We start from the raw sequence: 24242 nt of genomic DNA, 5'->3' as shown, positions 1-24242 counted from the left end.
CATGACTTCTCCAGCAATCGAAAATGTTGTGATCGCCGGCGGTGGCACCGCCGGCTGGATGACAGCTGTCGCTCTTAGCAAAACGTTTCAACCTCGTAAGTTTTCAATCACTCTCGTAGAATCAGATCAAATTGGCACCATTGGCGTTGGCGAGGCCACCATCCCCGAGGTTCTCAAATTCAACAAGGCTATTGGTTTAAATGAAGATGAGTTTATTAAGCGAACTAACGGGTCGTTTAAATTAGGTATTGAGTTTTGCAACTGGGGCAAGCAAGGAGACAGCTACATCCACCCGTTTGGAAAATATGGCACTACTGTAGGACCCGTACCGTTTTACCATTACTGGAACCGTGCTAGAAAAGATGGCTACCCCCACTCACTGAGCGAGTTTGCATTGTCAGTCAAAGCTAGCCAGCAAAACAAATTTACGAGGCCAGTAGACATCAAGAATTCTCCACTGTCGGAAATTGCGTACGCATTTCATTTTGATGCGGGACTGTACGCTAAGTATCTGAGAGAATTAGCAGAAGGGTACGGGGTAACCAGGACTGAGGGGACTATTAATAACGTCACTCAAAACGATAATGGATTTATCAAAGAGGTTCATTTAGAGAATGGCAAAGTAATTTCTGGAGATTTGTTTATTGACTGCACTGGTTTTAGAGGGCGGCTCATCGAGCAAACTCTAAATACTGGCTATGACAACTGGTCGCACTACTTACCATGTAACGCAGCCGTGACCACACCAAGTGAAAAACTCACCCCATTACCCCCTTACACAAGAGCAACCGCCTTGGATGCAGGCTGGCAATGGCGCATTCCGCTTCAACACCGCACCGGTAACGGCTACGTTTTTTGCGATAAATACATCACCCCGGAAGCCGCGCAAGACACCATGGTGAAGAACCTGAACAGCCAGCCGTTAGCGGAACCAAAACTTATTCGATTTAACACTGGGCGGCGTAGAAAGTGCTGGAATAAAAATTGTATTGCGATTGGCCTATCAAGCGGCTTTTTAGAACCCTTAGAATCAACATCAATTCACTTGATTCATGAAGCTATCGCAAACTTGATATTACTCTTCCCCGACAAAGACTGCAATAAACCTACCGTAGATAAGTTTAATGCTCGCCTTGAGGCGAGCTACGTCAACATTCGTGATTTTTTGGTACTTCACTACAAAGTCACCCAACGTGAAGACTCTGAGTTTTGGCGCTACTGCAAAAATATGGACGTGCCCGATACCCTCATCAATAAAATGGAATTATACAAAGAGAGTGGGCGCATTTTCAGAGATAACAACGAGTTGTTTGGGGAGGTAAGCTGGTTAGCAGTCATGGAAGGTCAAGGCCTTAATACGAATGCTTACAATACTATGGTTGACTGCATGGCAAAACAGCAGCTATTCGATCAACTGGAAAATATAAGAGGCGTGATCAGTCGTTCAGCAGAAAACATGCCCGAACATCAAGCCTTTATCAATAGGTACTGTCAATCTCCGGCGAAGTAACGCCTAGGGGCTACTCCTGAGCAATAGCCCCTCCCTCATCAATCAAAGACTTTTTAAATGTCACAAAGCGGGGTTTGTCGCTATCGGTCATATCGTAGAGAAAAACAAACTCCTCACCCAAACCCTCTTCAGAAATCTTAACCTGATACGTTCGCCCCGCTACGCGAAAGCGCGATACGCTATCATGAATCACTGCATCAGCACGATACTGTTGCGCCCCAAGGTATTGAAACATTCCATACTCAGTACCATCATCCCCTCTTAAGTTCAAGCTGACACTCTCACCAAAGTCCCCTGCCGCAGCTAACTTTTCACGCACACGATCCATCTCAGCCTGCGCTCGCTCGCGAGCACCTTGGCTCCCTTCTTCTGCAACAACATCCTCAGTATCTAACGAATTGACTTGATGGTATTGCGTTAGCGCTAGCTCGGCAGATCGAGCACGCTCTTCGGCTAAGGTTGCTAGCTCTTCGGCTTGTTCACGCTTTTCGGTTTCTAGCTGTACCACTTGGCGCAGGCGCTCGTTTTCTCGCTGCAACGTGGTTAAGCGCTTTTGGAGCAATGTTGTTTGGGATTCTAGTTCGGTTTTCAAGCTGCGCGTTTTTTGCGCAACTTTTTGGGCTAACTGCTGTTTATGCAGCTCGCCAGATAAAGACTTAAGCTCTTCACGGTAATCACCAAGCTTTTCTGTTAGCTCACGCTCTTTAGTCTCTAGCCTAACCACGGAGGCAACGCGCGATTTGATGCTAAGCTCAGCAAGCTCTATGCGTTGCTCTATATTGCGTAAAAACTGCTCATTCTCTGATGAAGGGTCGCCAGAATAACGTAACTGAGCCTTTTTAAACTCATCCTGTTTGTCCTCTAGGTCCTTCTCGTAAGCTTTGAGTTTTTCCTGTGATGCTTTGCGGCGAAGTTGAGCAAAACCAATCTCTTGCTCCAAGTACTTCACTTCCTGCTGCTTATCTTCAAGCTGCTGGCCAAGCTCCACCACTACGCCTTCTTGCGCATGAAGCTCTATTGCCGCCCCACCCCAAATGGCTATAGTACAAATCAACGCTTTCGTTATCTTATTCATAGCGAATTCAGTGTAATTGATGTATTCACCAACATTGTACATGAGGTTAAATCACCTGCGGACCTCAAACGTGAACAGGGCCAAATAAGTATCGGTAATCGTTCACATTTGCATACTTTTTCGACGCTATTATCCATACGGGATACTTTCACACCCCTACCGTGCAACATCAATAAGTCAGCCGCCGCTATTTCACCTATCCTTAAACGGCAAGCCGGAGGACAACATGAAACTGCACCCCAAACTAGAACAACACCTACATAAGCACCCAGAAAGCTTCGCGGCCTTACCTGCTGAAAGCCTAGCCAGCATCAACCACACATACTTTGACCATCAACGGCTTCAATCCTCTGCCGGTTTAAGTCACCACGCTACACTGCTGATCGATAGCCAAGGCCATCCTTTGCTAATCAACCAAGGGGATGCGCCACCGCCATTATTAAATGGCAACACCAAAAACCTCCCGCAAGATGTCACCGCGCTTTTTTCGCAATTGGCGCGACGAGCGCAACACAACAAAAAGATCATCGAACGGTATTACTCTGGCTCCGCCAAAATACCTGCACTTACTCACCACAGCCTTTTGATTATTCCAGTTAGAAATAACGAAACCCTCTTCCTTATTGCCGAACACAACAAAAACATCCAACAGGCGCCATCCCTTACGCAAAGGACTCAACAACAAAATAACGCCATTATTGCATTAACCAAACACCTAGAATCAGAAGTTACCTTCGAAGAAATACTTAAAAAAATAAGCCAATGCTGCGCAGAAACTTTAAATATAGAGCACGCCGGGATTTGGTTATTTAATGATGATTTCGACCATATAAAATGTGAACACGAATATCACAGCAGCAAAAAACAGTTTATAACACCAGAAGAAATACCCACGAGCATTCACAAAAGGTATTTTGAAGAGCTTGCCAACGTACGCTTTATAGCCACCGACGACGCAATCAATACTCCAGGCAATACCCCCGCAAGCAAAGCCTACCTAGAACAAAACAATATCACCGCCATGCTGGATGCGCCCATAAAATCCGATGGAAAATACCTCGGACTAATGCGCCTTTACCAAAGTGGAGGCATTCGCAAATGGAAAACCGATGAGCAACAATTTGCCGCCAGCCTTTGCGACATTATTACGCTGGCATACCAAAAACAGCGCAAAAGAAGTGCTGTTAGCAAACTTAATGAAAGTGAAAACCGCTTCAAAGCTTTAGCAGAATCAACTGGCGCGGCGATATTTTCGTTTAACGACACCATCGCTTACGCGAACTCAGCCACAGAAAACCTCACAGGGTTAGACCAAACATCATTAAAAATATTACCGATAAACGTCATTTTCGGAGCAGCTTTTTCTAAAGCATTTAATAGAGAAACACTTAAACAGGAACCTCTAGCGACAGGCATAGAAATAGAGTTTTCGCGCAGCAGTGGAGAAATTCGATGGGCTTTTTTTAATGTCACGCAAACAGTTTTGTCGGGCGAAAAAATATGGCTAGCCAGCGCATTTGACATAACCGAGCGAAAACGTGCCGAAATACAAATGCGCTACCAAGCATTTCACGACAACCTCACCAGCCTACCAAACCGCGCACAACTTACACAAAAGATTGACCAATGCCTAACAAAACTCAGCAAAGACCGCTACTACCGGTTTGCCCTGTGCCAATTCAACATTGCTAATTTTAAGCACTTAAACGAACAGCTAGGTTACATCACCGCCGACCATCTACTTATTGACTATGCCCTAAAGCTAAAACGCGCCAGCCCCACAACAGACAACTTAGCCAAAATAGGAACAAGCACATTCATCATATTACGGGAAAACATCACATCTATAGAGCACTTCATCAAAGATTGCGAAGCCTTATACCAAACACTCAAGCAGCCAACGGCTATAGAAAGCGTCGAAATAGAATGCGACATTTACACTGGTATTTTACACGGCGATATCCTCTATTCTTCTAGCGAAGAAACCTTGCGAAACATTGCTTTAGCAACAGATTTTTCTGAAGCACATGGCATAAATACCATCAGCGTATTTAATGAGGAAATGAAAAAAAACGGGCTTAAACTAAAGGAGGTTGCTGCACAACTAAGAAGAGCACTCAAATCTAACGAATTCCGTTTTCTATACTCACCTCATTACAACTTCTCAAAAAATCAGCACTCGCCAAGTAGCCCGGCTACCACATACTTAGAACCTCTAATTTACTGGCAAGGCGGCGATGCCCTAAAAATTAGTGAAGGGCACTTTAAAGCTGTAGACAAAGATAAAAACTTTATCAAAAATTTGATACTTCAAGAGTTATCGGCATATCAACAAGATGCATGCAATATCCCAAAGGCAAGCATTTGGCTCGATATTTCACACCCCACGATCGAGACACCTGAGCATGCTGAAGATTTTTTAATTGCATTACAGCAATCGAACGTAGAACCCCGACAAAAGCATATACTTCAATGCTCCGCGCTACTGCTTAATAAGATGCTAAAACCAGAATACTCACAACAACTAGACAAAGTAATCAACAACCACTATTGCGAACTAGCCGTAGACATAACACACTTTAATTTCAAAGATATAGCCACACTGCAACATCTACCCTGCAGACATGCAAAAATCTTATTAACAGACATTCACCATGAAATTAAAAACAACAATACATTAGCTCAACGCCACTTTACAGCCTTGATAAAATCCTGTGCAGAGCTAAATTTGAATCTGCATATCGGCGGCATAGATTCCGCTGAGCTATCACTTTTTGCCGATAATTTGGTAAGCGATATTATTTCGCCTATTTTTAGGCAAGGTAAGCATCTGTGCCAACCGCAAAAAATCAACCACCTATATCCTGACTACGCCGATATAAAAGCAAGTTCTAGCGCATAAATTAATGCATCTTCACGTCCCCAGGGTGTTGCGTAGTAATTGGCGCGCTCACCCACTTGATTAAAACCTTCTCGCTCATAAAGCGTAATAGCCGGCACATTCCCTGCCCGCACTTCAAGAAATAGCGAGCAAGCCACTGCATCAATTTTTTGTATGAGTGAGGACAGGAATAATTGCCCTACCTTTTTCCCCTGATAAGGCGCATCAATCACAAACAACAACAGCTCTGCCTCGTCCAGCACAAGGCTTATCACGGCATACCCCATCAACGCTTGTGAGGAAGAAAACAGGCCTAAACAAATATGCCTTCCGGAAATAGAACCACGAAAATGCTCCTCTTTCCACGGTGTTAAATGTGAGCGCTGCTCTACGGCCAACAGCGAAGGTAAGTCACCCTCATTTAATAAGCGAGTTGTTAGCACGCCCAATTCTGGGTGATGACATTGAAACGATGTCCACATAAGCGGATTGCTCTAAAGGTAGATACGAAACGAAAAGCAGGGCTTAACGAATGTTATGCGCCGCTTTTACTGCAGGCCAAATGGAATGCTTTAATGCTGGGTCACGTAATAATTCAGCCAAGCTCGGCAAATAGACTGCAACGCAAGGCAGGTGTACAGGCGACGCATTTTCACCAACAGACATAGCCGCAACAGCATCCCTGGCAGAAGCAATCACAACATCTTTAGCCATTTGCCCTAAAACAACTAATAGCGAAGGAGCTTTTACATCAAAGCGGCTCGCCAAAAACGCATGAACCATTTCCCTTGCCTCTTCCAATGCATTATCCGGTGCAACGGCAGACTCTAACAACGGCCAATGGATAGAATCTGGCTTGGGTAAATTTTCGGTAGGGTAAAGCGCTTTTACAATATTCCCAAGCAATGCGGAAGTTGGCAGTGCTGCTTTCGGCTCTTTAGAATCAATAAATACAACACCACTTTCTAACTGCCATATTGTTAATGCAAAACGCAATTGCTTTTTAGGCTTAGCGGCGAGTAATGCCTGCAGTGTAATGCCCACTGGAACTGGCGCTTTACTTTCTGTTGCAGCAGGTTTTTGGGATTCCCCCTCAGGCGACAACAGCTGCTGAACAATAGCGGCGGATTCTGGGGATGGTACAGCAGGCGACGAACTCTCCTCACCCGCAAACGAGTCAGTAAACTGCGCAGCAGGTTCGACATCAGCAAAAGAAACAGGCAGCTCACATGCCACACTAGGTTGCGCGGCAGGCAAAACCATTCGGGGCACAAAAGTGTCAATCCCCATTGCATCCAAATACTGCATGCGCACTAGTTCATTCATTAAAGCCTGCCCCAAAACGACTATTTATTAAAAAGCCCAACAAGCAAAAAACTTATTGGGCTTACCAAACCTAAACTCCATGCTGCGGATGTGAACGCAAGCCGCCATACTCTAATAAATTAAGAGCATTCAAATACGCCTTAACCGAGGCCGCCACTATATCGGTATCGCTACCCACGCCATTTACAATTTGCCCTCTGCGCTCTAGGCGCACAGTCACCTCGCCTTGTGATTCGGTACCTTTAGTAATGGCATTTACCGAGTACAATAATAAATCGGTATCGCTTGAGGCGATTTTTTCGATAGCTTTGTATGCGGCATCGACTGGGCCGCTACCTTCCGCTGTTGCCACTTTTTCTTCGGCACTCACTTTTAACTTTATTTGCGCTTGTGGAGTTTGCCCTGTTTTACTGCAAACCTCCAAGCTTACTAAAGAATAAGTATCCTCGATTTTATCGGCCACCTCAGAAACTAAACGCTGCAAATCCTCGTCAAAAATCTCATGCTTTTTATCCGCTAAAGCTTTAAAGCGAATAAAGACTTCATTCAATTGATCGGGCCCAGCAAAAGTTATCCCCAAATCTTCAAACCGTGCTTTAACAGCTGCTCGACCAGAGTGCTTACCCAAAACAATTTTGTTGGTATTCCAACCAACATCTTCAGCACGCATAATCTCGTAGGTTTCACGATGCTTTAATACACCATCTTGGTGAATGCCAGACTCATGCGCAAAAGCATTCGCCCCCACTATGGCTTTATTTGGCTGCACTGGGAAACCTGTAATACCCGATACCAAACGAGAAGTGCTAACAATGTGCTCTGTGGCAATGCGCGTTTCTACGGGGAAAATATCTTTGCGGGTGCGCACAGCCATAACAACTTCTTCTAATGCCGCATTTCCCGCACGCTCACCCAAGCCGTTAATCGTACACTCCACTTGGCGAACCCCATTCATCACCGCCGCTAAAGAGTTAGCCACAGCCAAACCTAAATCGTTATGGCAATGGGTCGAAAATATGGCTTTATCGCTATTGGGCACAGCTTCAATTAAGCGCTTAAACATAGCACCGTACTCTTCTGGCTCACCATAACCTACCGTGTCGGGCACGTTAATCGTGGTGGCTCCAGCCGCAATTGCGGCCTCGGTAATACGGCACATAAAATCAAATTCGCTACGGCTGCCATCTTCCAAGCTAAATTCAACATCATCGGTATAATTTCGCGCACGCTTAACCGCCTTCACAGCCTGCTCTAAAACCTTGTCCGGCGCCATTTGCAATTTGTACTGCATGTGAATCGGCGAAGTCGCTATAAAGGTGTGTATACGCGAAGAGTTGGCCCCTTTTAAGGCTTCAGCCGCACGATCGATATCGGCATAAACAGCGCGCGCCAAACTACAAACGGTTGAATCTTTAACTGCCTGCGCAACTGCCCTTACCGACTCAAAATCACCATTGCTCGCAATGGCAAAGCCCGCCTCAATAACATCAACACGCATTTTTTCTAACATTTTAGCAATGCGTACTTTTTCATCTTTGGTCATCGATGCGCCGGGGCTTTGCTCACCGTCACGCAACGTTGTATCGAAAATCACTAACTTTTGCTTGCTCATACTTGGAATTCCCTGCTGATTAGGGCCGTTAAACTTGTTTTTTATTTAAGAAAGGAAGGGCGGTACGCTGCGACCCGAGCCCATTACTGGGACGCAGGGGAGATAAGTCGTAGGAGGTAAAGTGGGCTGTAGATTTTCACGTTTAAACTCAAAATAGTCGTCGCTGATGTACTCATTCTAGCTAGCGCGCAGGCACTCATCAACAGCCATCCTAATAAAAGAAATTATTTAGGACAAAATAACCACGGCATTACAAGAAACAAGCGGTAGACGAAACATAAAACCTCAAAAATCCCCTCTACCGGTTAATTTATCCTAGCGCCCCAAGCAACACCTAACGTTTAAAGTAACACCTAACGCTTAAAATCTAACATGCGCTGCAAGGGCTTCATTGAGCGCTTGGCGAGTGCCGGATCTACAAATATTTCGTTATCCGCGCGATCAAAAACTTCGATCATGGCATCCAGCGTATTCATCGCCATCCAAGGGCAGTTAGCGCAACTGCGGCAAGTAGCGCCGGAGCCCGCCGTGGGCGCGATAATCAAGGTTTTATCTGGGCATGCCTGCTGCATTTTGTAAAAAATGCCTTGATCAGTCGCCACAATAAACTCAGGGTTCGGCAAAGTTGCCGCCGCCTGAATCAGTTGCGAAGTAGACCCTGCAACATCAGCTAATTCGACAACAGATTGCGGCGACTCTGGGTGCACCAGTATTGCCGCGTCGGGGTATAGCGCTTTCAAATCGAGCAAACCTTGCGCCTTAAATTCTTCGTGCACAATACAAGCCCCATCCCAGCACAGCACATCGGCTCCGGTTTCACGCTGCACGTAGGCCCCCAAATGCTTATCGGGCGCCCACAAAATCTTTTGCCCCAAGCTATCTAGGTGAGCCACCACCTCCTTTGCAATGCTTGACGTCACCACCCAATCGGCACGCGCCTTTACAGCAGCCGAGGTATTGGCGTAGACCACAACGGTGCGATCGGGATGCTGATCGCAAAAGTCGCTAAACTCTTGTGCCGGACAACCCAAATCTAAGGAGCAGGTTGCTTCAAGTGTCGGCATTAACACGCGCTTTTCTGGCGTAAGAATTTTGGCTGTTTCACCCATAAACTTCACGCCCGCAACAATCAATGTTTGAGCATTGTGTGTTTTGCCAAAACGCGCCATTTCCAAGGAATCAGAAACGCAACCGCCGGTCTGCTCGGCCAACGCCTGTATTACCGGGTCGGTATAGTAATGCGCAACAATAGCGGCATTATGCTTTTTAAGAAGCGCTTTAATGTGTACTATTTGCTCAGCCTCTTTGGCAGGATCCACCTTTGCTGGCTCTGGTAAGCGCTCTAAATGCGCCTTTACCAATGCCTGCGGAGAAAGAGCTTCAACATCTGACACAGTCATAGATAACCTCTAAAGTTGTAAAACCCAAAGCCCCAAGGCGAATCTAGCGCATTGCAGTTTGGTCTATACAGTAATAAAAGCAGCTATAAAATACAGCTATAAAAAAAGGGGAGCTAAGCTCCCCTTTTAGTAGAATGGTGGGTCGTACTGGATTCGAACCAGTGACCAATTGGTTAAAAGCCAACTGCTCTACCAACTGAGCTAACGACCCAAACTTGGTAATGGCGTTATAACAATTTACTAAACTAATACGTGGATTAGCGCACTAAATTATCGTCACCTAAAAAGAACTTATTTCCACCAAAAAAATTCTTTCTTTGTAATGGTGGGTCGTACTGGATTCGAACCAGTGACCAATTGGTTAAAAGCCAACTGCTCTACCAACTGAGCTAACGACCCCGAAAGAGGCGCATATCTTAATGATTTGAAAACAAAACGCAAGCAGTTTTTTAGCTATTTGTCGCCAAAATCTACTGACGCAAAAGCGGCCAAATTAAGGCCACAAAAAAGCGAGCCTCAAGCTCGCTTTAACCCTAGCGCACAACAGGCAACAGGCTAGCCTTCCGACATATATTTAATTGCGCTTTTAATTTCGTCTTCGGTGCAGTCGCTACAAGTTCCTTTTGGCGGCATAGCATTAATGCCATTCCATGCACTGTCGAATAACCCGCCTAAACCTTTTGCGCTAACCCTATCACCCCAAGCAACCGAGTCACCAAATTTAGGGGCGCCCGCAACGCCACTAGCGTGGCACGCCATACACTTAGTGTCGTACACATCTTTACCCGAACGAGGACCCGCAGCCACCTCAACAACGGCAGCAGCGCAAGCTTCGCCCGCCATACAAACTTCGCCAACTGGCTTAATTCGCTGCACAAGCTCCGAATCGGCCAATACAGCAACAGAACTTATAATCGCAACTGCAGCAACAAGGCCACGAGATACTACGGCTAATTTCACAGGTTTACTCCCAAGGTTTAATAAATTGCCGCAATTATAGCCGAAAGCAAGCTGCGAAGTGGCAGCTTACATTTGATCTAAATAAAACTTGCCGCTATCTCAATGCCTCAGACAGAAGGAAACGCATGATGCGCTGCGTATTTGCGCTACAGATGCGGCAGCAAACTGCTATAATGCCGCCCCTTTATTTTTCCACTTACTGCGCACAGCGCTCTACGGTTGAGATGTCTTATGGAACCGATGTTAACTATTGCCCTCAATGCTGCGCGCAAAGCCGCCGCAATTATTGAGCACTCTCTCGAACGCGTTGACCTTGTCCGCATTGAAACCAAAGGCCGCAACGATTTTGTGAGCGAAGTAGACCGCAAAGCCGAAGCCGAAATCCTATATCACCTAAAAAAGGCTTACCCCGATCACAGCTTTATAGGCGAAGAAGGCGGTGTTAGTGGCAACAGCAAAAGTGATTACGCCTGGATTATCGACCCCCTAGACGGCACCACCAACTTTTTACACGGCATTCCCCACTTTGCCGTTTCGATTGCTTGCACCTACAAAGGCCAGCTTCAACACGCCGTGGTGCTAGACCCCATTAAAAGAGAAGAATTTACCGCCAGCCGCGGCAAAGGCGCCACCTTAAACGAGCGCCGCATTCGCGTTACCGACCGCCGCAACCTTGATGGCGCCCTTATAGGCACAGGGATTCCCTTTAATGGTTTTGCGCTTGAGCACGTTGATGAATACCTCAACTGCCTTAAAGATGTTGCCAGCCAAACAGCCGGCGTTCGTCGCGCAGGCTCTGCCGCGCTCGACCTGGCCTACGTTGCTGCTGGCCGCTTTGACGGATTCTGGGAAATGAATTTAAAAGCGTGGGATATGGCCGCTGGCGTACTACTTGTGCAAGAAGCCGGCGGGCTTGTAAGCGACTTCAAAGGCGGCAACAGCCACATGGATTTCGGCCATGTAGTTTGTGGCGGCCCCAAAGTGTTCAAGCCGCTTTTACAGATTGTCGGCAAACACATGGGCGACATCTAGATTCTTGCCAGCCAGGCACAAAAAAGGCGCCGAGGGCGCCTTTTTTGTGCCTGAAAACAAATCAACATCAGCCCTGGGCCAGCAGTTCCCGCAAATTAATAATCGCCGCATTAGCGCGCGATATATAACTAGCCATTACTAACGAATGATTCGCCAATACCCCAAAGCCACTACCATTTAAAATGACGGGGCTAAACACGGCCTCCTGCGTAGCCTCTAGCTCGCGCACAATTTGCTGCATACTCACACCGGCATTTTTCTTTTCAAGCACTTCAGCAAAGTCGATTTCAACGGCCCGCAAAATGTGAATTAACGCCCATGCACTGCCTCGTGCCTCATAAAAAACATCATCAACCTCCAACCAAGGCGTCTTAATCTCTATTTCTTCAGGGGTATCGGTGGACTTTACCGCAGCCGAATCGCCGGCCAAATCTGTATTCAGGCGACGCTGGCCAACACTCGCGCTCAAACGCTGCGACAAACTCCCCAAGCGAGATTCAACCGTTGCCAACCAATAATTTAAATTGTCTGCACGGGCATAAAATTGTGCCGAATGACGATCCTCATCAACCAAACGATTGAGGTAATCCAGCACTTGATTCATACCGGCACGGTACTCCTTTTCCGTATTTGGCATAATCCAGCTAGAGTTATCAAAGTTAAAGTGCGGGTCGGCGATCATCAAGGCCTTATCTTCAACCGACTGCGACTGCGAGCGACTATAAGCTTCGCGCAGAGCCTTACTTAAATCTCGCACCTGTATCAACACGCCATATTCCCAATTCGCGCGGTTATCCAACCACACCCCTGGCGGGAAAATATCGTTTGAGACATACCCGTCAAGCATTACCTCCATAACCTCCAACAGCGTGACCGTCGTGGCAACGCCTTTAACCGCAACCTGTTCTGGCGGCACGTAAGTGAGTATGCGTGGGGCAACCTCAAAGGTGTCTGGCTCTTGGCTTTTAAACCAACCCCAAACAATCAAAATCAACAAAACAACAAGCAGCCCAATTAAAGCCAAGCGCAACCAGGGGCGGCCATCACTAACATCCTCAGAAACCCCCTTGAAAGCATCTACACACTTCGTGCGAGTCGCTTGCAGTCGCTGTGAAATTTTTTGCAACATCATGAGCCTAATCCCTACCAATAACGTGTAATGTAAGCATAGCCAACACTATAGAGGTTCCAGCAAATGAATGGCAGGGCTATTTCTAAGTTGAATATCACCCCTAACACGGTACGCCGGCGTTGCCTCATTCATAACCTGATAAATCCAACGCCCCTCTGCATCGTTACGCGCTAATATAAGCACCGCCTCTCGACTCTTTTCCACTCGAAGTGCAATCTGCACAACAGCGCCCCGAGCCTTAGCATTGCGGGCCGTTAAGTCGCGACCATTCAAATCGTACTTTTTCGTCAATAAATCGCTAAAATCTGGCGCTGGTAATTGGCGCGTCACAGCGGCATCTACTTTTTGCCGCAGCGCAGCCAAATTGGCTGAGCGAGGATAGTATTCTTTTAAAATCGACAAAAAGTAGCGCGCATGCTGCACACTCCCCTCACTAAGCTCACCTTCAAGCATTGCAATATAAGCGGCCTCTATTTGCCTTAACCCTGCCTGCGCCCGAATATTGTCAGGGTCAATTAACAGTACCGCCTGATAACGATCGTAAGCATTATTATGCTGCGGCTGAGTATAATGCTTAGCCAAAAAGGCAGTATCAGCCTTATGCAATACGCGATCAATCAGCGCCTTCGGCGCTGACGATTCTTGTGCAGCAGCAAGCGAGGCCACAAAAAATAATGCCAATAAAACCACAAACCTGATAAAAAGTTGTTTATTGCGCCATGCATAACAGACATATTGCATGTTGTTCACCAAGATATTCGTTTCCAAAAAGAGCGCACCCTTGCAACCAGCATTCAAAAATTAGCGCCCACGATACCGCTAGTAATGCTTATAGAAAAGGGGTATAAGAGCGCCCACCAAATGATTGACACAATAAAATTAGCTTTGTCCCTGCGAGACAAGTCACAAGGATCGATCATTTATTGAACAAATGGATTCCAAAGCCGCTGGTTTTGAATAGAATGGAATTCCCTAAAAGAAGTGCTGTCGAACAGCAACGCCAATAATAAACCACTCAACCCACTCAGAAGTAATAAAACGCCATGAAACTGATAACAAAATTATCACTATTGCTGGTACTGGCAGCCTCCGCATTCAGCGCCTTTGCCGACACCGCCTTAGTCGAAACGAAAGATGAGTTCCTTCCCGTTGAAGAAGCTTACAAGGTTTCAATATCTGCTGAAGGCGACAAAGTCTATCTAGATTGGAACATTGCCCCTGGCTACTTCATGTATAAAGAGAAGTTTAAGCTCACAGCCAGCACGCCAGAAACCAAAACAACACTAGCGCCAGCGTTTGAAAAAGGGAAAATCAAGTTTGACCCTTACTTCAACAAAGACTTAGAAATTTACTATAACGCTACGCGCATTACCTTAAACACCGCAGAACTTGGCGATAAGTTTGAATTAAAACTTCGCTCGCAAGGCTGCGCCGATGCTGGCCTTTGCTACGCGCCACGCTCACAGTATTTCCAAATAGACCAATCAACAGGTGCTATTAGCGAAAGCAAAAAGGCCACCGTTGTTGCCGCTGAAGATCAAAAAACAGTCGTTCAAGAAGGCAGCGCAACGCCAGTAGCCGCAATTATCCCAGAAGAAGAAACCCACTCGTTTTTCTTCTATATTTTGCTCGCCATTGGCGGCGGCATTATCCTCAACCTAATGCCTTGCGTATTCCCTGTTTTATCACTTAAAGCTCTTAGCTTTGCCTCTCACTCCGAAGGCGCTCATAGTCATCAAGCGCATGGCTGGGCTTACACTGGGGGCGTTATCGGCTCGTTCGTTATTGTTGCCATTGTTATTATCGCTTTACGCTCTGCTGGCACCGCTGCAGGCTGGGGCTTTCAGCTACAGTCGCCTGTTTTTGTCGCAGCGGTTATGTACCTGTTTTTGGTGATGGGCTTAAGTTTGTCCGGCGTTATTTACTTCGGCACCGGTTTAATGGGCGTAGGCCAAGGCCTTACTAGCAGCGACGACCTTAAAGGCTCATTCTTTACTGGTGTATTAGCTGCTGTGGTTGCTAGCCCATGTACAGGCCCAATGATGGCACCAGCACTTGGCTTTGCGTTAACTCAGCCTTGGTACACCTCTATATTCATCTTTATTGCACTAGGTTTTGGCTTGGCATTACCCTTCTTGGCGCTGAGCTACAGCCCAGCACTCGCACGCGCCTTACCAGCACCTGGCACATGGATGGAAGTTCTAAAGCAATTCTTAGCTTTCCCAATGTATATCACCAGCGCATGGTTGCTCTACGTGTTTGGCAATCAAGTCGGCATGACTGGCGTATTCTTCTTAGCATTAGGCGGCATTGCTATCGTTTATGCTATTTGGGTATTCCAACATATCCCCGAAAAAGGGGTTGGCAAATGGATTGCGCGCGTATCAGGCTATGCGGCCTTAGTTGCCGCAGCCTACATTGGTTATAACGGCGAGACCTTCAAAAAAGACGAAACTTGGCAGAACTTCACCCCCACAATCGTGCAGGAGCTACGCGCAAACGGGCAGCCAGTATTTGTCGATTTCACCGCCGACTGGTGCATCACCTGTAAAGCAAATGAAGCCATCGCAATTGACCGCGATGAGTTCCGCGAGCTAGTGGCCGAACTCAATTACGCCAAGGTGAAGGGGGACTGGACAAACGAAGACCCGAACATTACAGCTGTACTAACCGAATACAAGCGCAGCGGTGTGCCGCTTTACTTAGTATTCCCAGCAGACACTAGCAAACCTGCAGAGGTTCTCCCCCAGATCCTAACTAAGGATATGGTGTTAGAAGCACTCAGGCGCAACGCTGGCGATAACAAGGTTGCCGCGAACTAAAAAAGCAACCATTACTAAAAGGGCCCCTAGGGCCCTTTTTTATTGCTCAAAACTATCACAACGCCTATCGCGCAATATAACTCCCTTAAATTTCGGCAATTTAGCAGGCATTTGCAGAGATTTACGCTAAACCATCTTATTGATATAGACAGTCAGATACAATTTAGGCACAATCACGCCCTACTTTTTTTGCGAAGCCCCGCGCAGTAATTGCGCTTCGCTTCGCTAACGACTGACTCAACTAAGCGACTCCCCACATTGGTGATCACTTAGAAACTTCAACGAGGAACGCCCATGGCAAGTATTCTGGTTCTCCACGGCCCCAACCTTAATCTATTAGGTACCCGTGAGCCCGAAACCTATGGCCGCGACACCCTCGATGACATAAACAAGCGCATACAGTCTCAGTGCCAAGATGCGGGCCATGCTGTCACTATTTTACAAAGCAATGCAGAACACGAACTGATAGACGCTATTCATAAAGCTCGCATTCAGCTCGTCGACTTTATTGTAATTAACCCGGCAGCATTTACCCATACAAGTGTCGCCCTTAGAGATGCACTTGCAGGTGTGGCTATACCCTTTGTGGAGTGCCACCTCTCAAATGTGCATGCTCGCGAACCGTTTAGGCAGCATTCGTATTTATCCGATATTGCTAAGGGCGTTATTTGCGGCTTCGGAGCCACCAGTTACACACTCGCACTGATCGCGGCATTTGATGCGCTCGGTGCAAACACTTAATTTATTGATCCCAAAAGAAGAGGTCATCATGGATATTCGTAAAATCAAAAAGCTAATAGAGCTACTTGAAGAATCCAATATTGAAGAGCTAGAAATTAGCGAAGGCGAAGAGTCAGTACGCATTAGCCGTGGCTCTCGCAACCAAATGGTGCCCATGCAAGCGTATGCGCAACCCGCACCCGCTGCGCCAGCTCCAGCGCCCGCCGCAGCCGCTCCTACTGCCGCGCCGGCCGCTGCACCTGCAGCGCCAACTGGCCACGCCGTTAAGTCGCCAATGGTTGGCACTTTTTATGGCGCATCCAGCCCAGGCGCCGACAATTTTGTTAGCGTAGGCCAAACCGTTAAAGTTGGTGATGTTATTTGTATTGTTGAAGCCATGAAAATGATGAACCAAATCGAAGCCGATAAAGCCGGCGTAATCGAAGAAATTTTGGTTAAAGATGGCGAGCCAGTTGAGTTCGACCAGCCCCTCGTTATCATCGCCTAAGCCACTGAGGAATACCCATGTTGTTTGACAAGGTTCTCATAGCCAATCGCGGTGAAATTGCACTGCGCGTATTACGCGCCTGCAAAGAGCTCGGCATTAAAACCGTCGCGGTTTATTCACAAGCCGACAAAGACTTGATGCACGTTAAACTTGCTGACGAGTCTGTTTGCATTGGCCCCAACGCCTCCACAAATAGTTACTTAAATATTCCAGCGATTATCAGCGCAATGGAAATTACCGACTCTGTAGCCGTTCACCCAGGCTACGGCTTCCTCGCGGAGAACGCTGACTTTGCAGAACAGGTCCATAAAAGTGGCTTCACGTTCATAGGCCCAGATGCCGACACCATTCGCTTAATGGGCGATAAGGTGTGCGCCATTGAAGCTATGAAGAAGGCAGGCGTCCCCACAGTACCGGGTTCCGACGGCGCACTTCCCGAAAACGACCCACAGCGCTGCCTAGATATCGCCGCGCGCATTGGCTACCCGATTATTATTAAAGCGGCAGCCGGCGGTGGTGGTCGTGGCATGCGCGTCGTTCATACCGAAGCGGCGCTTATCAATTCTATTAACTTAACGCGCTCTGAAGCACAATCTTGCTTTGGTGACGGCACAGTATATATGGAGAAATTCCTCCAAAACCCACGCCACGTCGAAGTTCAAGTTATGTCTGATGGGCAAGGCAACGCCGTTCACCTTTACGATCGCGACTGCTCACTGCAGCGCCGCCATCAAAAAGTATTGGAAGAAGCCCCCGCACCGCACCTTGACGAAGAAGCTCGCCAGGCCGTTTTTGCCTCTTGCGTAAAAGCCTGTATTGATATCGGTTACCGTGGCGCCGGTACCTTCGAGTTTTTATACGAAGACGGTAGCTACTACTTTATCGAGATGAATACCCGTATTCAGGTTGAGCACCCCGTTACCGAAATGATTACCGGTATCGATCTTATCAAAGAGCAAGTTCGCGTTTGCTCTGGGCTGCCACTTAGCATCACTCAAGATGACGTACAGGTTCGCGGGCACGCATTTGAGTGTCGCATTAACGCCGAAGACCCAGACACCTTCATGCCAAGCCCAGGAACCATTAGCGCATTTCATGCTCCTGGCGGGTTAGGTGTACGAGTAGACTCACACATTTACTCAGGCTACAAAGTGCCGCCTTACTACGATTCTATGATCGCTAAGGTGATCACCCATGCACGCGATCGCTCTGCAGCCTTAACGCGTATGCGCGTTGCGCTCGACGAATTGATTATCGACGGCATCAAAACCAATATCCCACTACAGAACGACCTTGTTCGCGATGGTGCATTTGGCGAAGGTGGTGTAAATATTCACTACCTCGAAAAGAAATTGCAGCTAAAGTAAGCCCAAAACCACGCTAGCACCCAAGCTTAAAAAACCCGCTGTTAATAATATGCGGGCCGGCAAGCTTGGGTGTTTTTGTTTTTACGCGCTGCTAGCAATGCCCTGCAAATACCAAAATCAGAGACACGACATGCCTTGGCTTGAGATCCACATCAATACTAACCGCGAAGATGCGCCGCTCATCGAGGATCAACTCATGGAGGTCGGTGCGCTGTCGGTAACATTGCAAGATAACGCCGACCAACCCATTTTTGAGCCGGCATTAGGGGAAACGCCTCTGTGGTCAGAAACCCGTGTCACTGGACTATTCGAAGCCGAAGTCGATACATCCACCATCGATTCACAACTACAACTGCCGACGAAAGCAAACTTCAAGTGGCATATCGTTGAAGACAAAGACTGGGAGCGCGAATGGATGCAGCATTACAACCCCATTCAATGCGGCGATAACTTTTGGATTTGCCCCAGCTGGATAGCGCCCCCCAACCCCGAGGCCGTTAACCTACTGCTGGACCCTGGCCTAGCGTTTGGCACCGGCACGCACCCCACAACTTTCTTATGCCTACAGTGGCTAGCGACTCAAGCTCTAACCGATAAAGACATTATCGACTACGGCTGCGGCTCTGGCATTTTAGGCATTGGGGCAATATTACTGGGCGCCAAACAGGTACTAGGTGTCGATATCGACCCGCAAGCCCTACTCGCCACGCAAGATAACGCCCAACGCAATGCTATTGCCGCAGAACGCTTCCCCGTTGTGTTCCCGGATAAATGCTCAAATAGCCCCGTTGATGTTATGGTCGCTAACATACTGGCCGGCCCCCTTGTCGAGCTAGCGCCAACACTAACACCCTTGGTAAAACCCGGCGGTAAGCTATGCTTATCTGGCATTCTTGCGACACAAGCCGAAGCTGTACAGGCCGCCTACGCACCGTTTTTTGACTTTGACCCGGTAGCGAAAAAAGAGGAATGGGTTCGCTTGACCGCAACCAAGCACGCATAGACAATAACCGTTTTGCCCTTTTCGCAACCGAGCTATAACAAAAACATATGACAAGCTTGATAACCCGCTGCCCCAAGTGCTCTACTGCGTTTAACGTAACAGACGCGCACCTCAACACCGCTAACGGTGCAGTACGCTGTGGTTCCTGCCTTAATGTGTTTAACGGGCGCGAAAACCTAACAAATAGCCTACAAAAATCCTCTAGAGCACTACTGGACGACGATGATGACTTACTCATCAGCGATGATCTCGAGCTAGATGAGTTGCGAGACGCCCCCCCCGAAGTCGACCCGTCAACTGAGCGCGTTAAAAGTATTCTTGAAAAAGTCGAAGAGCAATCTGCGACTGAAGTCGATGATGACGAAAGTTGGGCGCTACAATTATTAGAAGACGAAGGACATAACCCGTCGCAGCTAGGCTTAAACAAAAAGCCTGCCAGCGAAACTACACCAGAAGAGCCACCAACCGAAAGCATCACGCCTAGCGAGCCAGAACCAGAACCAGAACCAGAGCAAGCACCCCAGGCAGAGCCTAACAAAGCAAACCAGAAGTCAGAACACTTACAACCAACACATAACGAACAAAAAGACGCTTCCGTGGCTAGGTCTGCATTGCTGGACGAAACAGCTCCTAGCAATACCGCCGTTAGCGATAAAGAAAGTGAAGGCTCTCCAACCAATAAAGAGCAAGCCGCCAGCGAAGAACCTACAGCTGCCGCTAAAAAAGCTGAAGAATATGCGGCCTCAAAAGCGGAAGAGCCTGAACCCGAAGTCGAAATTGCCGAAAAAGATTTCGCCGAGCTGCAACAAGAACTCGATGCCGCCAAGCAAGCAAGTGACGCAGGCCCTCAAGCACCAAGAACTTTAGTCGACGCCATCGAGGTTGAGGCCGTAGAACTTCAATATACCGCCAAGCGCCCAGTCTGGTTGAGCCGCATAATTTGGCTTGTACTGGCAATGTGCGCTGGTGCTGCGCTGGCAGCTCAAATTGCCTGGCTCAAATTTGATGAGCTCAGCATCAAAGACCCCTATCGCCAGTATTACGCGATCGCCTGCGAACACCTTGGCTGCGAGCTACCTATTCGTAAAAACTTGCGAAAAATACGCACAACCAACCTTTTGGTTCGCACCCACCCCAGCACAGAAGGCGCACTACTGGTTGATGTGGTGATACAAAACCACGCCCTTTACGAGCAACCCTTTCCAAAGCTCGTTTTAATATTCAGCAATATTAAAAACAAGGTGGTGGCAAGCCGAGCATTCGAGCCCAACGAATACTTAGGCGGTGATTTAACCGGCGCCTCTATGATGCCCTCGCTAAAAGCAATCCACCTTTCGCTTGAGCTGGTCGACCCAGGTAAAGGTGCCGTGAGTTATAAAATAGTTATCGACGAGTAGCACTAGACAAAAAGCGAACACAGCAAGACAAAGTTTCACCAAGCAGAGCAGAAAATGACAAGCGTGTGAAACGGCTTCCACTCTGGCGACAAAAAGTCAGTAAAGATTAGCTATTTTTTAGTCAATTTGGTCAAATTATACTTTTGAAAATAAGGCTGTAGAGGTATGATGGCCGCCCTTTTTTGAGGCGGACTTCCAGCCCGCACTAAGCATTAATGGCTTCCCCAAATCCAGCTGCATAACGCGCTGTTTTAGCGAAAGAACCACTGCATTAGCAAGCCTCATTAGGCCTCCGCACCGGAGGAAAAGCTCAAACACAAAGAGCACGAACATATAACGCTTACATTGTTAGGCTTAAGATATACCGGCACCCATAACCGTGCCCAACAAGCGCTAAAGCTTGCCAGATGTATCCTAGGGGGATCAATTTGTTTCACATTGGGCCATACGCCATCGAGGGTCGCGCGGTACTTGCGCCCATGGCAGGCATTTCTGACCAGCCCTTTCGCAACTTGTGCAGAACACAAGGCGCAGCGCTGGCAGTGAGTGAAATGGTGACCTCTCAAACCCACCTATGGCAAAGCCGTAAATCACAAAACCGCCTGAAAAGTGATGGCGAAAACGGCCTGCGCAGCGTACAAATTGCCGGCAGCGAGCCAACCCAAATGGCTGAAGCAGCCAAAGCTTGCGTTGATGCTGGCGCTCATATTGTCGATATCAACATGGGCTGCCCCGCTAAAAAAGTCTGTAACAAAGCCGCAGGTTCTGCGTTACTGCAAGACGAAGGCTTGGTAAATGACATACTGCAAGCGGTGGTAGAAGCTAGCCTTGTTCCCGTTACGCTAAAAATTCGCACAGGCTGGGATACCAACAACAAAAATGCCTGCCGCATTGCCCGCATCGCCCAAGATGCAGGTATTCAGCTGCTAACAGTACACGGCCGAACCCGAGCTTGCCGCTTTAACGGCGAAGCCGAGTACAGCACCATTGCGGCAGTCGTTACCGAAACCGACCTTCCTGTTATCGCCAACGGCGACATCAATAGCCCAGAAAAAGCCCAGCAAGTACTCGAACAAACCGGCGCAGCAGCGGTAATGATTGGCCGCGCAACCCAAGGTAACCCGTGGCTTTTCCAACAAATTAATGCCTTTTTGGCCACTGGCGAAAAAGCGCAACAACCCCACTTGGCCGAGGTCGCTCAAACGCTACTTAAGCACCTTAACGCCATGTATAACTTCTATGGCCAGGAGCATGGTGTGCGCATTGCGCGTAAACACTTTGCCTGGTACATGGACAAGCACCTGCCGACACAAGAAGCCGTAAAGGCCGCGCGTCGTCAATTTAACCCGTTGCTCTTACCCCAAGAACAATTAAAGCTCGTACGCACACTTTTTACCGAGCACTTACCATTAGAGGAAGAAGCCGCATGAATTCAGCCGAACCTTTTATCACTGAACGTCATCAAGAACCCACCACCGCAGCTGTCGCAGCTCCCAGCGCGCCAGTGCCTCAGTTTTCGCAACCTGAGCAACGCCAGCAAGTGGGCCAAGCGCAATCTTTGCGCGATTACGTAGAACAAGCGGTTACTAATTACTTCCAGAATCTGGAAGGCCAAGAAGTTACCGAAGTCTACGATATGGTGTTATCAGAAGTAGAAGCCCCCTTACTTGAAGTTGTAATGAAGTACTGCCGCCACAACCAAACCAAAGCGGCGCACGTACTTGGCTTAAACCGCGGTACCCTGCGCAAAAAACTGAAGCAATACGGTTTACTGTAAAACAGCCCTTCCAAACGCCTTGCTAATCTACCGGTTAGCAAGGCGTTGTCGTTTTTTTAATTTGTTAAAAAGTCTGAGGACATCACCACCATGCCACATTCACAAAATGTTGCAGTGAGCCGTGCACTTATCAGCGTTTCTGATAAAACCGGCATCGTCGAATTTGCCCAAGCCCTTGCCGCAAAAGGCGTAGAACTACTGTCTACCGGCGGCACCTACAAGCTGTTAAAAGACAGCAACATCGCCGTTACCGAAGTGTCTGATTACACCGGCTTCCCCGAAATGATGGCCGGCCGCGTAAAAACCCTGCACCCTAAAGTCCACGGTGGCATTTTAGCCCGCCGCGGTGTAGACGAAGCCGTTATGGCAGACCATGGCATTAAGCCCATCGACCTTGTAGTGGTTAACCTTTATCCGTTTGAAAATACCGTCGCCAACCCCGATTGCAGCCTAGAAGATGCCATCGAAAACATCGATATCGGCGGCCCAACTATGGTTCGTGCAGCAGCCAAAAACCATAACGATGTCACCATCGTGGTTAACGCCAGCCGCTACCAAACCATCTTGGCCGAAATTGAAGCCGAAGGCGGCATTAGCTACAAAACCCGCTTTAACTTAGCCATTGAAGCTTACGAGCATACCGCCAGCTACGACGGCGCCATTGCCAACTACTTTGGCCGTTTAGTGGAAGGTGGCAGCGAAGACTTTAGCCGCACCTTCAACAGCCAGTTCATCAAAACGCAAGAAATGCGCTACGGCGAGAACCCGCACCAAAAAGCCGCTTTTTACGTCGAGAAAAACCCAGCACAAGGTTCTATTGCCACCGCAACACAATTGCAGGGTAAAGAGCTAAGCTACAACAACATCGCCGATACCGATGCCGCACTGGAAACCGTTAAGCAATTTGACCAGCCGGCTTGCGTCATTGTTAAGCACGCCAACCCCTGTGGCGTAGCCGTTGATGAAGATATTTTAAGTGCCTACGACAAGGCCTTTGAAACCGACACAGAATCCGCCTTTGGCGGCATTATTGCCTTCAACCGCGAATTAGATGCCGCCACCGCCGAAGCCATCGTTGCCCGCCAATTCGTCGAAGTGATTATCGCGCCCAGCGCCAGTACCGCCGCAATAGAAGCCGTTACCGCGAAGAAAAATGTTCGCTTATTAGTGACCGGCGAATGGCAAGGCACGCCTGCAACTGGGCTAGATTACAAACGCGTTAACGGTGGCCTGTTAGTACAAGACCGCGACAACGGCATGATTGGCCTAGACGATTTGAAAGTCGTCACTAAGCGCCAGCCTACCGAAGACGAGCTTAGCGATTTACTCTTCGCTTGGAAAACAGCCAAAATGGTAAAATCCAACGCGATTGTTTACGCCAAAGGCGGCCGCACCATTGGTGTAGGCGCAGGCCAAATGAGCCGCGTTAATTCAGCGCGCATTGCCGGCATTAAAGCTGAACATGCAGGCCTTGAAGTACCGGGCTCGGTTATGGCAAGTGATGCCTTCTTCCCCTTCCGCGATGGTTTAGATAACGCAGCGGCAGCAGGCATTAAAGCTGTGATTCAACCAGGTGGTTCTATGCGCGACGAAGAAGTCATTGCCGCCGCCGACGAAGCCGGTATTGCCATGGTGTTTACTGGCATGCGCCACTTCCGCCACTAAGCAATACGCCGTAGGGTAATCATTGGAGTATTCCAACGATTACCCTACGCATTCG

At 48.1% G+C, this 24242-nt stretch carries 20 protein-coding genes and 2 tRNA genes; 12 read left to right on the top strand and 10 right to left on the bottom strand.

Features of this window, described 5'->3' with window-relative positions; translation table 11 throughout:
• Position 1: 1 nt before the first annotated feature.
• Positions 2 to 1510 carry a tryptophan halogenase family protein gene (locus MARGE09_RS02685; RefSeq protein WP_236985816.1) on the top strand — a complete coding sequence of 503 codons (1509 nt, stop codon included), beginning with the start codon at positions 2 to 4 and terminating at the stop codon, positions 1508 to 1510.
• A gap of 10 nt (positions 1511 to 1520) precedes the next feature.
• On the opposite strand, the gene MARGE09_RS02680 is transcribed toward MARGE09_RS02685, so the two are convergent.
• Positions 1521 to 2585, bottom strand: coding sequence for a hypothetical protein (locus tag MARGE09_RS02680; RefSeq protein WP_236985815.1), 1065 nt, complete (start codon positions 2583 to 2585; stop codon positions 1521 to 1523).
• Between the two features lie 226 nt (positions 2586 to 2811).
• On the opposite strand from MARGE09_RS02680, the gene MARGE09_RS02675 reads away from it, so the two are divergent.
• Positions 2812 to 5487, top strand: a complete 2676-nt coding sequence (locus MARGE09_RS02675; RefSeq protein WP_236985814.1) for a diguanylate cyclase domain-containing protein — start codon at positions 2812 to 2814, stop codon at positions 5485 to 5487.
• Here the strand turns inward: MARGE09_RS02675 and rimI are convergent.
• From rimI to MARGE09_RS02640, 7 genes are all read right to left on the bottom strand, one after another.
• Complete coding sequence (gene rimI, locus MARGE09_RS02670) at positions 5454 to 5948, bottom strand: ribosomal protein S18-alanine N-acetyltransferase (protein ID WP_236985813.1); 495 nt, start codon at positions 5946 to 5948, stop codon at positions 5454 to 5456. The genes MARGE09_RS02675 and rimI overlap by 34 nt on opposite strands.
• A 43-nt stretch (positions 5949 to 5991) precedes the next feature.
• Complete coding sequence (locus MARGE09_RS02665; protein ID WP_236985812.1) at positions 5992 to 6792, bottom strand: hypothetical protein; 801 nt, start codon at positions 6790 to 6792, stop codon at positions 5992 to 5994.
• A 70-nt stretch (positions 6793 to 6862) separates the two neighbouring features.
• Positions 6863 to 8404, bottom strand: coding sequence for a 2-isopropylmalate synthase (locus tag MARGE09_RS02660; protein ID WP_236985811.1), 1542 nt, complete (start codon positions 8402 to 8404; stop codon positions 6863 to 6865).
• A 353-nt stretch (positions 8405 to 8757) separates the two neighbouring features.
• Positions 8758 to 9804, bottom strand: coding sequence for a quinolinate synthase NadA (gene nadA, locus MARGE09_RS02655; RefSeq protein ID WP_236985810.1), 1047 nt, complete (start codon positions 9802 to 9804; stop codon positions 8758 to 8760).
• Positions 9805 to 9939: 135 nt separating this feature from the next.
• Positions 9940 to 10015, bottom strand: a tRNA-Lys gene (locus MARGE09_RS02650).
• A 112-nt stretch (positions 10016 to 10127) separates the two neighbouring features.
• Positions 10128 to 10203, bottom strand: a tRNA-Lys gene (locus tag MARGE09_RS02645).
• Between the two features lie 156 nt (positions 10204 to 10359).
• Entirely contained in the window at positions 10360 to 10764 is a 405-nt protein-coding gene (locus MARGE09_RS02640) for a c-type cytochrome (protein WP_236985809.1), read from the bottom strand.
• Between the two features lie 231 nt (positions 10765 to 10995).
• Here MARGE09_RS02640 and MARGE09_RS02635 point away from each other — a divergent pair, with 231 nt between their 5' ends.
• Positions 10996 to 11796, top strand: a complete 801-nt coding sequence (locus tag MARGE09_RS02635) for an inositol monophosphatase family protein (protein ID WP_236985808.1) — start codon at positions 10996 to 10998, stop codon at positions 11794 to 11796.
• Between the two features lie 67 nt (positions 11797 to 11863).
• Here the strand turns inward: MARGE09_RS02635 and MARGE09_RS02630 are convergent, their stop codons facing one another.
• Positions 11864 to 12925 (bottom strand): DUF2333 family protein, encoded by a 1062-nt coding sequence (locus MARGE09_RS02630; RefSeq protein ID WP_236987439.1) that lies wholly within the window; start codon positions 12923 to 12925, stop codon positions 11864 to 11866.
• Positions 12926 to 12973: 48 nt separating this feature from the next.
• Positions 12974 to 13669 (bottom strand): hypothetical protein, encoded by a 696-nt coding sequence (locus MARGE09_RS02625; protein ID WP_236985807.1) that lies wholly within the window; start codon positions 13667 to 13669, stop codon positions 12974 to 12976.
• A gap of 302 nt (positions 13670 to 13971) precedes the next feature.
• On the opposite strand from MARGE09_RS02625, the gene MARGE09_RS02620 reads away from it, so the two are divergent.
• The 9 genes from MARGE09_RS02620 to purH all read left to right on the top strand — a co-directional run bounded on the left by MARGE09_RS02620 (position 13972) and on the right by purH (position 24187).
• Entirely contained in the window at positions 13972 to 15750 is a 1779-nt protein-coding gene (locus tag MARGE09_RS02620; RefSeq protein WP_236985806.1) for a protein-disulfide reductase DsbD family protein, read from the top strand.
• A 294-nt stretch (positions 15751 to 16044) separates the two neighbouring features.
• The gene (aroQ, locus tag MARGE09_RS02615) at positions 16045 to 16491 is read left to right on the top strand and encodes a type II 3-dehydroquinate dehydratase (RefSeq protein ID WP_236985805.1); all 447 of its coding nucleotides are present in this window, start codon (positions 16045 to 16047) and stop codon (positions 16489 to 16491) included.
• A gap of 28 nt (positions 16492 to 16519) precedes the next feature.
• Positions 16520 to 16978: an acetyl-CoA carboxylase biotin carboxyl carrier protein gene (gene accB, locus MARGE09_RS02610; protein WP_236985804.1), complete on the top strand. Its 459-nt coding sequence runs from the start codon at positions 16520 to 16522 to the stop codon at positions 16976 to 16978.
• A gap of 20 nt (positions 16979 to 16998) precedes the next feature.
• On the top strand, positions 16999 to 18345 hold the full coding sequence (gene accC / locus MARGE09_RS02605) for an acetyl-CoA carboxylase biotin carboxylase subunit (RefSeq protein WP_236987438.1): 1347 nt from the start codon (positions 16999 to 17001) through the stop codon (positions 18343 to 18345).
• Positions 18346 to 18475: 130 nt separating this feature from the next.
• On the top strand, positions 18476 to 19348 hold the full coding sequence (prmA, locus tag MARGE09_RS02600) for a 50S ribosomal protein L11 methyltransferase (RefSeq protein WP_236985803.1): 873 nt from the start codon (positions 18476 to 18478) through the stop codon (positions 19346 to 19348).
• Between the two features lie 47 nt (positions 19349 to 19395).
• Entirely contained in the window at positions 19396 to 20745 is a 1350-nt protein-coding gene (locus MARGE09_RS02595; protein WP_236985802.1) for a DUF3426 domain-containing protein, read from the top strand.
• A 428-nt stretch (positions 20746 to 21173) separates the two neighbouring features.
• A complete protein-coding gene (gene dusB, locus MARGE09_RS02590; protein ID WP_236985801.1) occupies positions 21174 to 22175 on the top strand; it encodes a tRNA dihydrouridine synthase DusB in 1002 nt (333 codons plus the stop codon).
• Entirely contained in the window at positions 22172 to 22522 is a 351-nt protein-coding gene (fis, locus tag MARGE09_RS02585; protein WP_236985800.1) for a DNA-binding transcriptional regulator Fis, read from the top strand. The genes dusB and fis overlap by 4 nt, the downstream gene beginning before the upstream one ends.
• 90 nt (positions 22523 to 22612) lie before the next feature.
• Complete coding sequence (gene purH, locus MARGE09_RS02580) at positions 22613 to 24187, top strand: bifunctional phosphoribosylaminoimidazolecarboxamide formyltransferase/IMP cyclohydrolase (protein ID WP_236985799.1); 1575 nt, start codon at positions 22613 to 22615, stop codon at positions 24185 to 24187.
• The last annotated feature ends 55 nt before the right edge of the window (positions 24188 to 24242 follow it).

It is taken from the genome of Marinagarivorans cellulosilyticus (assembly GCF_021655555.1).
GTDB classification, from domain to species: domain Bacteria; phylum Pseudomonadota; class Gammaproteobacteria; order Pseudomonadales; family Cellvibrionaceae; genus Marinagarivorans; species Marinagarivorans cellulosilyticus.
Note: the sequence above shows the minus strand (reverse complement) of the source record. Positions and strands in the feature narration are given on the sequence as shown.

Coding starts and splice junctions, on each gene's coding strand:
- rimI (WP_236985813.1), bottom strand. CDS start 5,948: ATGTGGACATCGTTTCAATGTCATCACCCAGAATTGGGCGTGCTAACA.
- aroQ (WP_236985805.1), top strand. CDS start 16,045: ATGGCAAGTATTCTGGTTCTCCACGGCCCCAACCTTAATCTATTAGGT.
- MARGE09_RS02660 (WP_236985811.1), bottom strand. CDS start 8,404: ATGAGCAAGCAAAAGTTAGTGATTTTCGATACAACGTTGCGTGACGGT.
- MARGE09_RS02595 (WP_236985802.1), top strand. CDS start 19,396: ATGACAAGCTTGATAACCCGCTGCCCCAAGTGCTCTACTGCGTTTAAC.
- accB (WP_236985804.1), top strand. CDS start 16,520: ATGGATATTCGTAAAATCAAAAAGCTAATAGAGCTACTTGAAGAATCC.
- MARGE09_RS02625 (WP_236985807.1), bottom strand. CDS start 13,669: ATGCAATATGTCTGTTATGCATGGCGCAATAAACAACTTTTTATCAGG.
- MARGE09_RS02680 (WP_236985815.1), bottom strand. CDS start 2,585: ATGAATAAGATAACGAAAGCGTTGATTTGTACTATAGCCATTTGGGGT.
- MARGE09_RS02675 (WP_236985814.1), top strand. CDS start 2,812: ATGAAACTGCACCCCAAACTAGAACAACACCTACATAAGCACCCAGAA.
- MARGE09_RS02665 (WP_236985812.1), bottom strand. CDS start 6,792: ATGAATGAACTAGTGCGCATGCAGTATTTGGATGCAATGGGGATTGAC.
- MARGE09_RS02620 (WP_236985806.1), top strand. CDS start 13,972: ATGAAACTGATAACAAAATTATCACTATTGCTGGTACTGGCAGCCTCC.
- MARGE09_RS02635 (WP_236985808.1), top strand. CDS start 10,996: ATGGAACCGATGTTAACTATTGCCCTCAATGCTGCGCGCAAAGCCGCC.
- MARGE09_RS02685 (WP_236985816.1), top strand. CDS start 2: ATGACTTCTCCAGCAATCGAAAATGTTGTGATCGCCGGCGGTGGCACC.
- MARGE09_RS02630 (WP_236987439.1), bottom strand. CDS start 12,925: ATGTTGCAAAAAATTTCACAGCGACTGCAAGCGACTCGCACGAAGTGT.
- fis (WP_236985800.1), top strand. CDS start 22,172: ATGAATTCAGCCGAACCTTTTATCACTGAACGTCATCAAGAACCCACC.
- prmA (WP_236985803.1), top strand. CDS start 18,476: ATGCCTTGGCTTGAGATCCACATCAATACTAACCGCGAAGATGCGCCG.
- nadA (WP_236985810.1), bottom strand. CDS start 9,804: ATGACTGTGTCAGATGTTGAAGCTCTTTCTCCGCAGGCATTGGTAAAG.
- purH (WP_236985799.1), top strand. CDS start 22,613: ATGCCACATTCACAAAATGTTGCAGTGAGCCGTGCACTTATCAGCGTT.